This window comes from Gilliamella sp. G0441 (genome assembly GCF_050589305.1).
GTDB lineage: Bacteria > Pseudomonadota > Gammaproteobacteria > Enterobacterales > Orbaceae > Gilliamella.
The window spans coordinates 22,956-38,102 of sequence record NZ_JBNRJF010000009.1; the positions used below are offsets into that span (position 1 = coordinate 22,956).

13 protein-coding genes are annotated in these 15,147 nt (G+C 36.8%); 5 read left to right on the forward strand and 8 right to left on the reverse strand.

Annotation, left to right across the window (positions count from 1 at the left end; translation table 11 throughout):
* Window positions 1–45 precede the first annotated feature (45 nt).
* From rpoB to pgk, 7 genes are all read right to left on the reverse strand, one after another.
* Window positions 46–4,074 (reverse strand): DNA-directed RNA polymerase subunit beta, encoded by a 4,029-nt coding sequence (rpoB, locus tag ACKJXD_RS08580; protein WP_430876068.1) that lies wholly within the window; start codon window positions 4,072–4,074, stop codon window positions 46–48.
* A gap of 245 nt (window positions 4,075–4,319) precedes the next feature.
* Window positions 4,320–4,688 (reverse strand): 50S ribosomal protein L7/L12, encoded by a 369-nt coding sequence (gene rplL / locus ACKJXD_RS08585; protein ID WP_065559747.1) that lies wholly within the window; start codon window positions 4,686–4,688, stop codon window positions 4,320–4,322.
* A 58-nt stretch (window positions 4,689–4,746) separates the two neighbouring features.
* On the reverse strand, window positions 4,747–5,244 hold the full coding sequence (gene rplJ / locus ACKJXD_RS08590) for a 50S ribosomal protein L10 (RefSeq protein WP_025316516.1): 498 nt from the start codon (window positions 5,242–5,244) through the stop codon (window positions 4,747–4,749).
* 233 nt (window positions 5,245–5,477) lie between these two features.
* Window positions 5,478–6,179, reverse strand: a complete 702-nt coding sequence (gene rplA / locus ACKJXD_RS08595) for a 50S ribosomal protein L1 (RefSeq protein WP_065559748.1) — start codon at window positions 6,177–6,179, stop codon at window positions 5,478–5,480.
* Between the two features lie 3 nt (window positions 6,180–6,182).
* Complete coding sequence (gene rplK / locus ACKJXD_RS08600; protein ID WP_065559749.1) at window positions 6,183–6,611, reverse strand: 50S ribosomal protein L11; 429 nt, start codon at window positions 6,609–6,611, stop codon at window positions 6,183–6,185.
* A gap of 175 nt (window positions 6,612–6,786) precedes the next feature.
* A complete protein-coding gene (fbaA, locus tag ACKJXD_RS08605) occupies window positions 6,787–7,866 on the reverse strand; it encodes a class II fructose-bisphosphate aldolase (RefSeq protein ID WP_065559750.1) in 1,080 nt (359 codons plus the stop codon).
* Between the two features lie 74 nt (window positions 7,867–7,940).
* A complete protein-coding gene (pgk, locus tag ACKJXD_RS08610; protein WP_065559751.1) occupies window positions 7,941–9,104 on the reverse strand; it encodes a phosphoglycerate kinase in 1,164 nt (387 codons plus the stop codon).
* 229 nt (window positions 9,105–9,333) lie between these two features.
* Between pgk and rpsT the strand changes: the two genes are divergently transcribed.
* From rpsT to dtd, 4 genes are all read left to right on the forward strand, one after another.
* The gene (gene rpsT / locus ACKJXD_RS08615; RefSeq protein WP_025316521.1) at window positions 9,334–9,597 is read left to right on the forward strand and encodes a 30S ribosomal protein S20; all 264 of its coding nucleotides are present in this window, start codon (window positions 9,334–9,336) and stop codon (window positions 9,595–9,597) included.
* A 116-nt stretch (window positions 9,598–9,713) separates the two neighbouring features.
* Window positions 9,714–10,295, forward strand: a complete 582-nt coding sequence (locus ACKJXD_RS08620; RefSeq protein WP_430876069.1) for an SPOR domain-containing protein — start codon at window positions 9,714–9,716, stop codon at window positions 10,293–10,295.
* A gap of 8 nt (window positions 10,296–10,303) precedes the next feature.
* Window positions 10,304–11,146, forward strand: a complete 843-nt coding sequence (locus ACKJXD_RS08625) for a virulence factor BrkB family protein (protein ID WP_220215983.1) — start codon at window positions 10,304–10,306, stop codon at window positions 11,144–11,146.
* Between the two features lie 7 nt (window positions 11,147–11,153).
* A complete protein-coding gene (gene dtd, locus ACKJXD_RS08630; protein ID WP_430876070.1) occupies window positions 11,154–11,588 on the forward strand; it encodes a D-aminoacyl-tRNA deacylase in 435 nt (144 codons plus the stop codon).
* 89 nt (window positions 11,589–11,677) lie between these two features.
* On the opposite strand, the gene ACKJXD_RS08635 is transcribed toward dtd, so the two are convergent.
* On the reverse strand, window positions 11,678–13,057 hold the full coding sequence (locus tag ACKJXD_RS08635; protein ID WP_430876071.1) for a histidine-type phosphatase: 1,380 nt from the start codon (window positions 13,055–13,057) through the stop codon (window positions 11,678–11,680).
* 269 nt (window positions 13,058–13,326) lie between these two features.
* Between ACKJXD_RS08635 and dauA the strand changes: the two genes are divergently transcribed.
* Complete coding sequence (gene dauA / locus ACKJXD_RS08640; RefSeq protein WP_430876072.1) at window positions 13,327–15,000, forward strand: C4-dicarboxylic acid transporter DauA; 1,674 nt, start codon at window positions 13,327–13,329, stop codon at window positions 14,998–15,000.
* Window positions 15,001–15,147 lie beyond the last annotated feature (147 nt).

Here is a 15,147-nt window from a genome sequence, read left to right on the forward strand (position 1 = left end):
AATAAGTTATCCCTATAAATAGAAATCATTTTTAGTTAGTGAAGATTACTCTTCATCTAACTCGATATTAATACCTAGCGAACGAATCTCTTTTAACAATACATTAAATGATTCTGGAATCGCAGGTTCCATACGATGATCACCATCTACAATATTTTTATACATCTTAGTACGGCCGTTTACGTCATCTGATTTAACCGTTAGCATTTCTTGTAGTGTGTAAGCAGCACCATAAGCTTCAAGTGCCCATACTTCCATCTCACCGAAACGCTGACCACCAAATTGAGCTTTACCACCCAATGGCTGTTGAGTAACCAGACTATATGAACCTGTAGAACGTGCATGCATCTTATCATCAACTAAGTGATTTAATTTCAGCATGTACATATAACCTACTGTTACCGGACGTTCAAACTGCTCACCTGTACGACCATCATACAATGTAATTTGACCTGAAGTCGGCAACTCACCCAATTCTAGTAATGACTTGATTTCTTGCTCTTTTGCACCATCAAACACTGGTGTAGCAAGTGGCATACCATTACGTAAATTTTGTGCCAATGTCATGACTTCTTGATCGGTAAATTCTGCAACATTTACTTTTTGTGCAGCACCTAAACCAAGATCGTATGCTTTTTGGATAAACTCACGTAATTTAGCAAGTTCTTGCTGTTCTTTAAGCATTGTATCAATTTTTTGACCAATACCTTTAGCCGCCATACCTAAGTGGGTTTCTAGGATCTGTCCAATGTTCATACGAGACGGAACCCCTAGTGGGTTTAACACGATATCGACTGGACGACCTTTGTCATCATATGGCATATCTTCAATTGGATTAATCTTAGAGATAACCCCTTTGTTACCATGACGACCCGCCATTTTATCACCAGGCTGAATTTGACGTTTAACCGCTAAGTAAACTTTAACAATTTTGAGCACACCAGGTTGTAAATCATCACCTTGGGTAATCTTCATGCGTTTAGCTTCAAGCTTTTTGTTAAACTCAAGTTTAATTTCTTCGTGCTGTTCAGCAAGTTGCTCTAACTGTGCTTGTTTGCTTTCGTTTGAAATACCGATTGTTAACCATTTTTCTCGTGGTAAGGCATCTAATTTATCAGCTTTAATACCACCAGAAATTAACACATCACGAATACGCGCAAATAAAGCTGCTTCTAAGATTTTAAGCTCTTCAGTTAAATCTTTTCTTGCTTGTTTAAGTTGCATCTCTTCAATTTCAAGTGCACGTTTATCTTTTTGTACACCATCACGAGTGAAGACTTGGACATCAATAACCGTACCAGAAACACCATTTGGTACACGTAAAGACGTATCTTTAACGTCAGATGCTTTTTCACCAAAAATTGCACGTAGTAATTTTTCTTCTGGTGTTAATTGTGTTTCACCTTTAGGCGTCACTTTACCAACAAGAATATCACCACCTTTAACTTCAGCACCGATATAAACAATACCTGATTCATCTAATTTAGAAAGCGCAGCTTCACCCACATTTGGAATATCAGCAGTGATTTCTTCAGCACCTAATTTAGTATCACGAGATACACAAGATAACTCTTGAATATGGATCGAGGTGAAACGATCATCTTGTACCACTTTTTCAGAAACTAAAATAGAATCCTCAAAGTTATAACCATTCCATGGCATAAATGCCACGCGCATGTTTTGACCTAATGCAAGTTCACCTAAATCAGTTGATGGACCATCTGCAAGTACATCACCTCGTTCAACTTTTTCGCCTAATTCCACACATGGAATTTGATTGATACAGGTATTTTGGTTAGAACGGGTATATTTAGTTAAGTTATAAATATCAATCCCTGTTTCACCCGCATACATTTCATCGGCATTTACATTGACTACGATACGTGACGCATCAACATATTGAACAGTACCACCACGACGAGCAACGGCTGTTACACCTGAGTCAACAGCTACCGCACGTTCCATACCGGTACCAACAAATGGTTTTTCCGCTTTTAATGTCGGAACTGCTTGACGTTGCATGTTTGCACCCATCAAAGCACGGTTCGCATCGTCATGTTCCAAGAATGGAATTAATGACGCACCAACTGACACGATTTGTTGTGTTGAAACGTCCATATAATGAACTTGTTCAGGACTATATAAGCCCGACTCACCATTTAAACGACAAGTCACTAAATCTTCTTTAAAGCGACCTTCCTCATCAAGGTTTGAGTTCGCCTGTGCAATAACAAATTCACTTTCGTCAATTGCTGATAAATAATTAATTTCATCAGTCACAACACCGTCAATCACTCGACGATATGGTGTTTCTAAGAAACCATACTCATTAGTACGAGAATAGACCGCTAACGAGTTAATCAAACCGATGTTTGGACCTTCAGGCGTTTCAATCGGACATACACGACCATAATGAGTTGGATGTACGTCACGGACTTCAAAGCCTGCTCGCTCACGAGTTAAACCACCCGGACCTAATGCAGAAATACGACGTTTATGCGTAATTTCAGATAATGGATTGTTTTGATCCATAAACTGAGATAACTGGCTAGAACCAAAGAACTCACGGATTGCCGCTGAAATTGGTTTAGCATTAATCATATCTTGTGGCATTAATGAATCAAGATCACCTAAAGATAAACGCTCTTTTACGGCTCTTTCAACACGCACTAAACCAATACGGAATTGGTTTTCTGCCATTTCACCAACGCTACGAATACGACGATTACCTAAGTGGTCGATATCATCAACATCACCATGACCATTACGAATACTGATTAATTTCTTCATAACGTCAACGATATCATCTTTAGTTAAGACGCTTTGACCTTCAATATCATCACGACCTAAAGAACGATTAAATTTCATTCGACCAACCGCTGATAAATCATAACGTTCATCAGAGAAGAATAAGTTGTCAAATAACGCTTCTGCAGCTTCTTTTGTTGGTGGCTCACCTGGTCGCATCATGCGATAAATTTCAACTAATGCACCTAAACGATCGCGCGTTGAATCAACATTTAATGTTTCAGAGATAAACGCCCCATGATCAAGATCATTGGTGAATAATGTTTCAATTTTTTTGTAGCCTGCATTCGTTAATTCTAATAACAATTCTAATGAAATTGGTGTATTAGCAAATGCAATGACTTCACCTGTCGCGTCATTGACATAGTTTTTAGCAAGCACTTTATTAACGATGTATTCAACAGGTACATCAATTTTGCTTACTTTATCTTTTTCTAATTCACGAATATGACGTGCAGTAATACGGCGACCTTTTTCAGCGTACACTTTACCTTTTGATTCAATATCAAATAAGGCTGTTTCACCACGTAAACGCTCTGGGACTAAATCCATTTTTAATTTGGATTTGCCAACTTCAAAAATGGTTTTCTCAAAGAAGATATTTAAAATTTCTTCTGTTTCATAACCTAATGCGCGCAAAATAATTGTTGCTGGAAGTTTACGACGACGGTCAATACGAGCAAAAAGATTGTCTTTTGGATCAAATTCGAAATCAAGCCAAGAGCCACGATAAGGAATAATCCGAGCATTATATAAAACTTTACCAGAAGAGTGTGTTTTACCTTTATCACTATCAAAGAACACACCTGGACTACGATGTAATTGTGAAACGATTACCCGTTCGGTACCATTGATTACAAATGTTCCATTGTCCGTCATTAAAGGAATTTCGCCCATGTAGACGTCTTGCTCTTTAATATCTTTTACAGTTCCTTCTGGTGCATCTTTATCATAAATAACTAAACGTAATTTTACGCGCAACGGTGCTGAGTAAGTGATCCCTCTAATTTGACATTCTTTTACATCAAACACAGGTTCGCCCATCTTAAAGCTCACGTATTGTAACTCAGCATTACCACTATAACTTTTTATCGGAAATATTGAACGAAAAGCGGCTTCTAAACCATACTGACCTTCTGGATCTTGCTCAATAAATTTCTGGAACGAATCAAGTTGAATAGAAAGAAGATACGGTATATCCAAGACTTGTGGACGCTTACCAAAATTCTTACGAATTCGTTTTTTCTCGGTATAAGAGTAAACCATTAGTTCCTCAACTTGCTTATCTGCTATTTTAGCATGATTAAATATTCATCAGGAGCACTTCAATCGAATAATAACGCCTGACACCTCATCGAAAATATCTATAAATATCAATTGATTAGGCTTAATAAATATACTATTTCTTTATTGCTTTTTATTGATAGTCTTCAAATAAAATTCTTCGACTTTTTACAGCGCAAAAAGGCTGGAGGTAAAACCCCCAGCCATTTAGCTTGCTATCGATTAACTTATTTAAGTTCGACAGCTGCACCAGATTCTTCAAGTGCCTTTTTAAGTTCTTCAGCATCAGCTTTGCTAACACCTTCTTTAACTGTTGCAGGAGCTGATTCAACAAGATCTTTAGCTTCTTTTAAGCCTAAACCAGTTGCACCACGAACTGCTTTGATAACAGCTACTTTATTTGCACCAACATCTTTTAAGATTACATCAAATTCAGTTTTCTCTTCAGCTGCTTCAGCTGGACCTGCTGCTGCAACTGCAACAGCTGCTGCTGCAGAAACACCGAATTTTTCTTCCATCATAGATACTAGTTCAACAACGTCCATTACAGACATTTCAGCAACTGCATCTAAAATTTGTTCTTTAGTGATAGACATAATATAGTTTCCCAAATTTACAATTTTTAATTAATAAAATTCGTCATCATACTGCTAATTAAGCAGCTTCTTTTTGATCACGAACAGCTGCAAGAGTACGAACCAATTTGCCAGCTGCGGCTTCTTTCATGGTTGACATCAAGCGAGCTAATGCTTCTTCATAAGTAGGTAATGTTGCTAAGCGATCAATGTTCGCTGCAGTAATTAACTCACCTTCAAAGGCTGCGGCTTTAATCTCAAATTTATCGTTTTCTTTTGCAAACGCTTTAAAAATACGCGCAGCAGCACCTGGGTGCTCGTTTGAAAACGCAATTAGAGTAGGACCAACAAACGTATCTTTTAAACACTCATATTGAGTGCCCTCTACAACACGGCGTAATAGCGTATTACGAACAACACGCATATAAACACCCGCTTCACGAGCAGATTTACGTAATGCAGTCATTTTTTCTACAGTTACGCCACGAGAATCGGCAACAACTGCAGATAGCGCACCTTTGGCGATTTCATTAACTTCAGCAACAATTTCTTGTTTATTTTGAAGATTTAGTGCCATTGGTTTTGCTCCTGGATTAAAACTAGGCAAAGCCTAGACTTATTTAAACTAACTATAACAATATAGTTAGCACAACCACGATGAGCAGAATTCCTGTATTATATCTTATCAGGTTCTGTCACCGTCTACGTAGGAAAATTAAGTAATTAAACGTCAATTACACCTACGGTCTTGGACGGGGTCTGGTTAAGGCCAGACACCAACCGATTTTTTTGTTTAATTAATATGTTTAATTAAACAGATGCATTCAATGTTGTTTGATCGATAGCAACACCAGCGCCCATAGTAGTAGAAAGACTTACTTTCTTCACAAAGACACCTTTAGAAGATGCTGGTTTTGCACGTTTTAACGCAACAAGTAATGCTTCTAAATTTTCTTTAAGTTTAGCTGCATCAAAATCAGCTTTACCGATAGTAGTATGGATAATACCATTTTTATCGTTACGGTAACGGATTTGACCTGCTTTCGCATTTTTTACTGCTTCAGCAACGTTAGGCGTTACAGTACCAACTTTAGGGTTTGGCATTAAACCACGTGGTCCTAAAATTTGACCTAATTGACCAACTACACGCATAGCGTCTGGCGATGCGATAACGACATCAAAATTCATTTCGCCTTTTTTGATTTGATCCGCAAGATCGTCCATACCAACTAATTCAGCACCCGCTTCTTTAGCTGCTTCTGCATTTGCACCTTGTGTAAACACAGCTACACGAACGCTACGACCAGTACCATGAGGCAATACAATTGCACCACGAACATTTTGGTCTGATTTACGTGAATCAATACCTAAATTTACAGCAACATCAACGCTTTCAGTAAATTTAGCAGTCGCAAGCTCTTTTAATAAAGCAATTGCTTCGTTGATTTCATATTGTTTAGTTGCATTCACTTTTTCGCGGATAAGTTTAGCTTTCTTAGATAATTTAGCCATCGATTAACCCTCCACTTCCAAGCCCATTGAACGAGCAGTTCCTTCAATAGAACGCATCATTGATTCAATGGTAGCACCATTCATATCTGCAGCTTTTAATTCAGCGATTTCGCGAATTTGAGCACTCGTTACTTTACCTACTTTTTTCTTGTTAGGCTCACCTGAACCAGACTTGATTTTAGCAGCTTTCTTCAATAGTACTGCCGCAGGAGGAGTCTTAGTAACAAAGGTGAATGAACGGTCTGAATAGACTGAAATAACAACTGGAATAGGTAGACCTTTTTCCATGCTTTCTGTTTTCGCATTAAATGCTTTACAGAATTCCATGATATTAACACCATGTTGACCAAGTGCTGGACCAACTGGTGGACTAGGATTTGCTGCACCAGCTGCAACTTGCAACTTGATGTAAGCCTGTACTTTTTTTGCCATTTTTTGGTTTCCTTCTCTCGGGTGCAAACGCTTCTATTATATAAATAGACAGCTCCCCTAAGTTAAATGAGGGCAGAATTATCCTACAATTGATATACAAATGCAAGATTTATTTTATGAACAATTAATACAAAGTAGGAGATTCCCCACTTTGTATTAAAAATGAAAATGTTAATTAAAGTACGTTAACAGCGTTAAGTTCTTTAAATGCAAGTTCTAAACGAGCAACTAAAGAATCTTGACCTTTACGTAACCAAACACGTGGATCATAGTATTTTTTGTTTGGCGCATCAGGTCCTTCAGGATTACCTAATTGACCTTGTAAATAAGCTTCATTAGCTTTGTAGTAATCTAAAATACCCGCCCAGTTAGCCCATTGAGTATCGGTATCGATATTCATTTTGATAACACCATAACTAACTGCTTCTGCAATTTCTTCAGGTGTTGAGCCTGAACCACCATGGAATACAAAATTCAGTGATTTTTCAGGTAAGTTGAATTTTTCTGATACGTATTTTTGTGAGTTATCTAAAATTTTTGGTGTTAATTTAACATTACCTGGTTTGTAAACACCATGCACGTTACCAAATGATGCTGCGATAGTGAAACGAGGGCTAATTTCGCTTAAACGCTCATAAGCATAAGCTACATCTTCAGGTTGAGTATAAAGTGCTGAACTATCCATATGGCTGTTATCCACACCATCTTCTTCACCACCAGTACAACCTAATTCTAACTCTAATGTCATTTTCATTGCAGACATACGAGCAAGATACTGACAACAAATATCAATGTTATCTTTTAATGTTTCTTCTGACAGGTCGATCATATGTGAAGAAAATAGTGGTTTACCAGTTTTAGCAAAGTGAGTTTCACCAGCATCAAGTAAGCCATCAACCCATGGAAGTAATTTTCTTGCACAGTGGTCAGTGTGAACAATCACTGGTACACCATATTTTTCAGCCATTAAATGAACATGTTTTGCACCAGAGATAGCGCCTAGTACTGCACATTCTTGTCCTTCTAATTTAAGACCTTTACCAGCGATGAACTGTGCACCACCATTTGAGAATTGAACAATAACAGGAGAACCTACTTTTGCCGCTGTTTCAATTACCGCATTAATTGTGTTGGTATCAACACAGTTAACTGCTGGTAAAGCAAAGTTATTTTCACGAGCGATTTGAAATACTTTTTGAACATCATCACCAGTTACAACACCGGGTTTAACGACATCAGAAATCTTTGTAGCCATTTTATTACCTATGATTTAATTATTATAAAAAATAAAGGATGAGTAATCATCTCATCCTTTTTACTGAATCTATATTATGCTTTTGCTCTCGCTTCTAACATTGCAACAGCAGGAAGTTTTTTACCTTCAACAAACTCAAGGAAGGCACCTCCACCAGTTGAGATGTAAGAAATTTTATCTTCAATTCCAAATAAGTCAATTGCAGCTAACGTATCACCACCACCGGCAATTGAAAAACCTTCACTATCAGCAATTGCTTTAGCAACAATTTCAGTCCCACGACGGAAATTAGGGAATTCAAATACACCAACTGGACCATTCCATAATATGGTTTTCGCTTTTTTAATAATATCAGCTAATGCTTCAGCTGATTTATCACCTAAATCAAGAATTTGTTCATTTTCTTTAACATCAGAAACTGATTTTTCTGTAGCCGTTGCTGTTTCACTGAATTCAGTCGCAACACGTACATCAGTTGGAACAGGAATATGGCAGTTAGCCATCAATTTTTTCGCTTCCGGGATTAAATCCGCTTCATATAGCGATTTACCTACATTATAACCTTCAGCCGCAATGAAAGTATTAGCAATACCGCCACCGACAATAATTTGATCAGCGATTTTTGAAAGCGAATCAAGTACAGTAAGTTTAGTTGATACTTTAGAACCCGCAACAATCGCAACCATTGGACGAGCTGGGTTATCAAGTGCTTTTCCTAATGCATCAAGTTCCGCAGCTAATAAAGGACCAGCACATGCGATAGGTGCAAATTTACCCACACCATGCGTTGAAGCTTGAGCACGGTGAGCTGTTCCAAATGCATCCATTACATAGATATCACAAAGTGCGGCATACTTTTTAGATAACGTTTCATCATCTTTACCTTCACCTACATTGAAACGTACATTTTCAAGAACCACTAATTCGCCTTCTTTAACATCTACGCCATCAAGGTAATCTTTAACAAGACGGACAGGAAATGAAACATGTTCTTTTAAGTAATCAACGACTGGTTGCAATGAGAATTCAGGGTTATATTCTCCCTCTGTTGGACGACCAATGTGAGAAGTCACCATCACTTTAGCGCCTTTTTTGATTGCTTCTTCAATTGTCGGTAATGATGCCTTGATACGTGCATCAGAAGTGACTTTACCATTTTTGACTGGTACATTAAGATCTGAACGAATAAATAAACGTTTCCCTTTTAGATCAAGATCTTGCATTCTAATAACAGACATGAGACTTCCTCTTAATAAAAAAATATAAATAAAAATAAACTTCATGTATTCTAACATAAAAATTCTTTTTAGGTTATAGCGATTATTGTTCAAATAGTAAACGTTTGTCATCAATGTGTAATTTATAAATTGCAAATTTTTTATGTAACGGCATTGACAACTGGCAGAAAATCAGGCATATTTTGCCGCCTTATTAATATGTAATTTTATTTAAACTTGGGAGTTGACTTTGGCTAATATCAAATCAGCTAAAAAACGTGCGGTTCAATCCGAAAAACGCCGTAAACATAATGCTAGTAACCGTTCAATGATGCGTACTTATATCAAAAAAGTTTACGCAGCTGTTGCAGCTGGTGATAAACAAACAGCTGAAGTAGCATTCAAAGACATGCAAGCAGTTGTTGACCGTCAAGCGGCTCGTGGCTTAATCCACAAAAATAAAGCTGCACGTCATAAAGCAAATTTAATTAAACAGATTAAAGCATTGGCTTAATGCCCTCATCTGTTAACTATATAGTTAAAAAATGCTAAAAAGTGGTGTAAGCCACTTTTTTTATTTGTATACTAATCAGTTATTCCATATCAATAAAAAAAACAAGAGAGTATATTGTGGTTCAGCGTGATTATGTAAGAAGAAAAAGTCGACCGAAAAAAAACAAATCAAGCTTTATGCCAAAATTTATGATATTTATGGCAATTGCCCTTATTGTCTTATTTTCTGCCATTCTTTATTTTATTACCAATAATAAACCTAACAAACCCGCTGAACAACCAAAAGTCAAAACGCCTCCACCTGCCGTTACCTTGCCAGAGCAGCCTCAGGAACGTTGGACATACCTTAAAGCGTTAGAAACGCCCAATGCCAGTTCAAACGCAACATCGAATTCAGTTGCAAGTGAACGACAACAAATTTTAGACAGTTTTGCGAATAACACCAATACACGATCGAATGCCAATCAAACATCATCGACAACAACAAAATGGACATTACAATGTGGTGCTTTTAAGGAAAAAGCCAATGCAGACACTCTAAAAGCTCAACTTGCTATGGTAGGTATAAATGGTAATATTTCTTCTGGTCAGTTATATCGTGTTACAGCTGGACCCTATACTAGCAAAAGCGAAGCTGATAAAGCGTTGAGCTCACTAAAAAATAGTGGGATCAATAATTGTATTCTTTCTAACAAATAGAAAAAACCATGAAAACATTTCAGCAGATAACGTTGTTCTTAAAAATGTTGTGGGCTAAAATCAATCAAGATCAGTTGACCACATCCTCTGCCAGCCTTGCCTATACCACAATACTGGCACTCGTTCCGCTTATTACTGTTATTTTTTCATTATTATCCGCTTTTCCAATGTTTGATGAAATTAGCCTATCGCTAAAACAGCTCATTTACAGTAATCTTGTTCCTACCGCAAGTGATACCATCCAAAATTACTTAGAACAATTCATTGCCAATACGAAGAAGATGACGGTAGTAGGCATAGTTGGATTAATCGTTACCTCATTATTGCTTATTAACTCAATTAATAGTGCGCTTAATCATATTTGGAGAACGAAACGTAAACGCTCATTTATGTATAATCTAACCATGTACTGGACAATATTGACTTTGGGACCTATTTTAGCGGGCTCAAGTGTAGCGGTCAGTTCATATATATTTTCGTTAAACTGGTTATCAACTGGCACAACAGGAAATATTATGTTGAGTAGTTTACCGTTTATTATTTCTGTCGTTGGATTTTGGCTACTCTACAGTATTATACCTACTGAATCCGTTCCTTTTAAAGAATCATTCATTGGTGCCATTGTTGCAGCAATATTGTTTGAAATAGGTAAACGTGCCTTTGCGTTTTATGTAAGTTCATTTCCAACTTATCAGTTAATCTATGGCGTAGTATCTTCCATTCCAATCATGCTTGTTTGGATTTACTGTTCTTGGTGTATTGTCTTATTTGGCGCTGAATTTGCAGCAACATTAACCGAATTTAACCGCACTAAAAAACGAATATCGGATAACCAAACTCAACCGGAGTAATATTTTTATGATTGCCTTAATCCAACGTGTTAAAAAAGCTTCTGTCACTGTTGAAGATCAGATTATTGGAAAAATTAATCATGGGTTGTTGATATTACTCGGCGTCGAGCAAGATGATGATGAACAAAAAGCAATTCGATTATGTGAAAAAGTTCTTGGCTACCGTATTTTCAGTGACAGCGACGGTAAGATGAACCTTAATGTTAATCAAGCTCAAGGAGAAGTTCTTGTTGTATCCCAATTTACTTTAGTTGCAGATACCCAAAAAGGAATGCGTCCAAGCTTTACCAAAGGAGCTAAACCAGAAGATGCCAATAGACTGTATCAATTCTTTGTTGAGCAATGCAAAAAAAATATTAAGACGCAAACCGGTCAGTTTGCAGCAGATATGCAAGTATCATTAATTAATGATGGACCGGTAACCTTCTGGCTTCAGGTTTAGTCATTTAACGGATCATAGTCTTATGCAGGAATAGTTTCTACTTCCCCTAATTCAGCAATACAGTCATTTACAATATGCTCAATCTAAAATCATTTTAATTTTTTAAGCATATCGATATCGGGTTGATTTTCATTTAAACCTAATTGATTTAATTTATTGGTATAAAACTGTTTAACATCCTGCCAACGATAATAAGGATATTGTTGGGTGCTAATTGGTAGATGGACTTCTTGTTCATTTAATAAGATTTTAACTAGTATCGGATGATGTGGTTGTTCACTTTTATAAAAAATCCATTGTATATTGGCGCCCATAGGAATAATTTTTTCTGCATGCCAGACAGTCGGATAATCAAATAGCGTCTTAGCAACTTTTGTTGTACCCTCTATTTCCATTAGCGTTGCAAACGGAGAAAGCGTCTCTGCATGAGCAAAACGCAAATTAGCATCAACATTATTATTGGTAATTGCGTTATCGGCTGTCATTAGCATATCCCTTAATAAGGGTGCAGCGATTTTAATTTGAATACCATTGGCATCAAATGCCGGACCGATTTGTAAATAATTTTTGGCGGTGACAACTGTATTAAACCACGCATTTGCTTCCTCTGAAAAATAATCATCAAAATTAAGTTGATGATTAACTAATACCTCAGTAGGTAATGCCTGTAACTCTTGATAGAGTTGATAAACGGCCAGACTAAAATCTTCGGTTTTAATCGAATTATATTCACCAATATCCATTCCAACATTTAATTTTTCAATAAAATCAAGGGTAAAAAATTTCATAGCAACTGTTTGACTCAGTGCGATAGTTTTAGGTGAAAATTTAATTTCTTTTAAAGCATTTTTAACCACTTTACTCTGTTTATATTTATCATAAGCAGGCGAATAGTTAAAAAAGCGTAACAATGTTTGTCCATTTTCGGGCTGGGTGGTGACTTGAATATGAGGATATTTTGCTTTAAAGGGTTGAACAAAAATTTCAGCCGTCTCTTTAGCTCTAGGCGACGTAGATGAAATCACCGCAATGTTATGTCCTTTAAAGACCGTTGGATTATTTTTTAACATTCGCTGACTGATGAGACCAATATCTTGACGCCCTAAATCGGTTAACTCTCCATAGTGATTATTATTCAACTGTTTAATATACAAAACTTGCTTGAGTAACGATTTTCCTTCATCAGTGAGTTGATTATCTTTGTCGGCTAATAATAATGTTTGATAGGCAATCTCTTCATATTTTGATTTACTAATATAGCGAGAACCATGACGACCAATATGATTAATATAAAATGCTTGATAGCCTTTTGGAGCAGGGGTAATGGTTTGCTTAGTATCATAATGATAGGCGGTTTTTGAGCCTGCTAGTTGTGGTAATGCAAAACAAAATGAAGAGAAAGCAAGTAACATAATTGCACCTATTCCCCTAAAAGAATGAATAAACACGTTTTGATTAATTACTACCATACATTGCTCCTGCTAATCATACCATATCAAGAAAAGCGAATGGGTCTACGACATTATTTTTAAACGTTACCGGTATCAAATCAATAGAAAAAGCATATTAGCAACAATTTATAGAATCATCTTTGATAAATTCATTATACCGCAATTGGAAAATTGCCTAACGCAATTTAATGACGATATAAATTATTTTGATAACACTCTTTTAATTTTTGTAAAAAAGATTATCTTAGTAAGCATTTCAAAAAACTTCTATTAGTCGAATAAAAATAATGAAATTATATGGCATAACTGGCACCAAAATTTGTTGCGCTTTTATCGCAGCGTGCATAAAAGATCGTTACACATCTACCCGTTTTTTTAAGGATTTAATTGCTGGTATTACGGTTGGTATTATTGCTATACCATTAGCCATGGCTTTAGCAATAGCGAGTGGTGTTCCACCACAACATGGGCTTTACACCGCAATAATTGCAGGTTTTGTCATTGCATTAACCGGAGGTTCACGCTTCAGCGTATCGGGCCCAACAGCGGCATTTGTCGTGATTTTATATCCCGTTTCATTACAATTTGGTTTGTCTGGATTACTTGTTGCGACCTTATTATCCGGTGTCTTTCTAATTATTATGGGAGTAATTCGACTTGGTCGATTAATTGAATATATTCCTTTACCTGTTGTTTTAGGCTTTACCTCTGGCATTGCAATAACTATCGCCACCATGCAAATCAAAGATTTTTTTGGTTTAACACTTGAACACATGCCGGAAAGCTATATTAGCAAGGTAACCGCTTTAGTTAAAACCTTTCCAACTATTAATTTTGCCGATACTTTAGTAGGGATTGTAACACTGATAGTACTGATTGTGTGGCCGAAACTTCGAATAAAAGTATCCGGGCATTTACCTGCATTAATAACGGGTATTTTGGTCATGTTTATTTTGAATCAATTTGGCTATGAAATTGAAACTATCGGTTCTCGATTTACCTATATTTTACCTGATAATAGCATCGGTCATGGTATCCCGTCCGTTTTACCCGAATTTATCTTACCTTGGCAGCACGCTGATTTTAAATGGGATTGGTCAATGTTATCCGCTCTGCTTCCAATTTCGCTTACAATGGCAATGCTATGCGCGATTGAATCATTATTATGTGCCGTCGTATTAGATGAAATGACCCATACAAAACATCACTCAAATAGTGAACTTATCGGACAAGGATTAGGCAATATCATTGCGCCGTTTTTTGGAGGGATTTCAGCAACAGCCGCTATAGCCCGTTCCGCTGCTAATGTCAAAGCAGGCGCAACATCACCTATTGCTGCCGTGCTGCATTCGATTGTAGTATTGCTTGCACTCATTTGTTTTGCACCATTATTATCCTATATCCCTTTATCAGCAATGGCAGCCTTGTTATTAATTGTGGCATGGAATATGAGCGCTGTGCAACGAGTGATATATATAATTAAATGTGCACCTAAAGATGATATTTTAATCATGCTTATTTGCATGTCTTTAACCGTATTATTTGATATGGTTATTGCTATAACACTTGGCATAGTCTTAGCTTCAATCCTATTTATGCGTCGTATTGCACACATGACACGATTGGTTGAACTCAATCGAAGCAGTGAAAAAACATTAGTACTTCGCATTAATGGACCACTATTTTTTGCCGCCGCTGAACGTACCTTTTCTGAAATCTATCAGAAAATAAATGGCTATGAGCACATCGTATTACAGTGGGATGCGGTGCCTATTCTTGATGCGGGTGGGCTTAATGCATTACGCCATTTTGTTGATGAATTGCCAGAACAAGTAGATTTATCTATTTGTGAATTACAATTCCAACCATTGAAAACATTAGCCAGAGCCAAGTTTATACCGATTTCGAATAAATTAATGTTTTATTCAACATTAGACGAAGCACTGAAAGATAAAAATTAAAAGGACAATTAGTTTTATTATATTGATTAATTATTATACGCAAAGGAAATGGTACGCATTTTCTTTGCATATTTAGCATTACCTCCGTCATGCCTTCTTTTCGCTCGCTAAAAACGTCTGGCAAGTTTGAATTGAAAGGCTATGTTG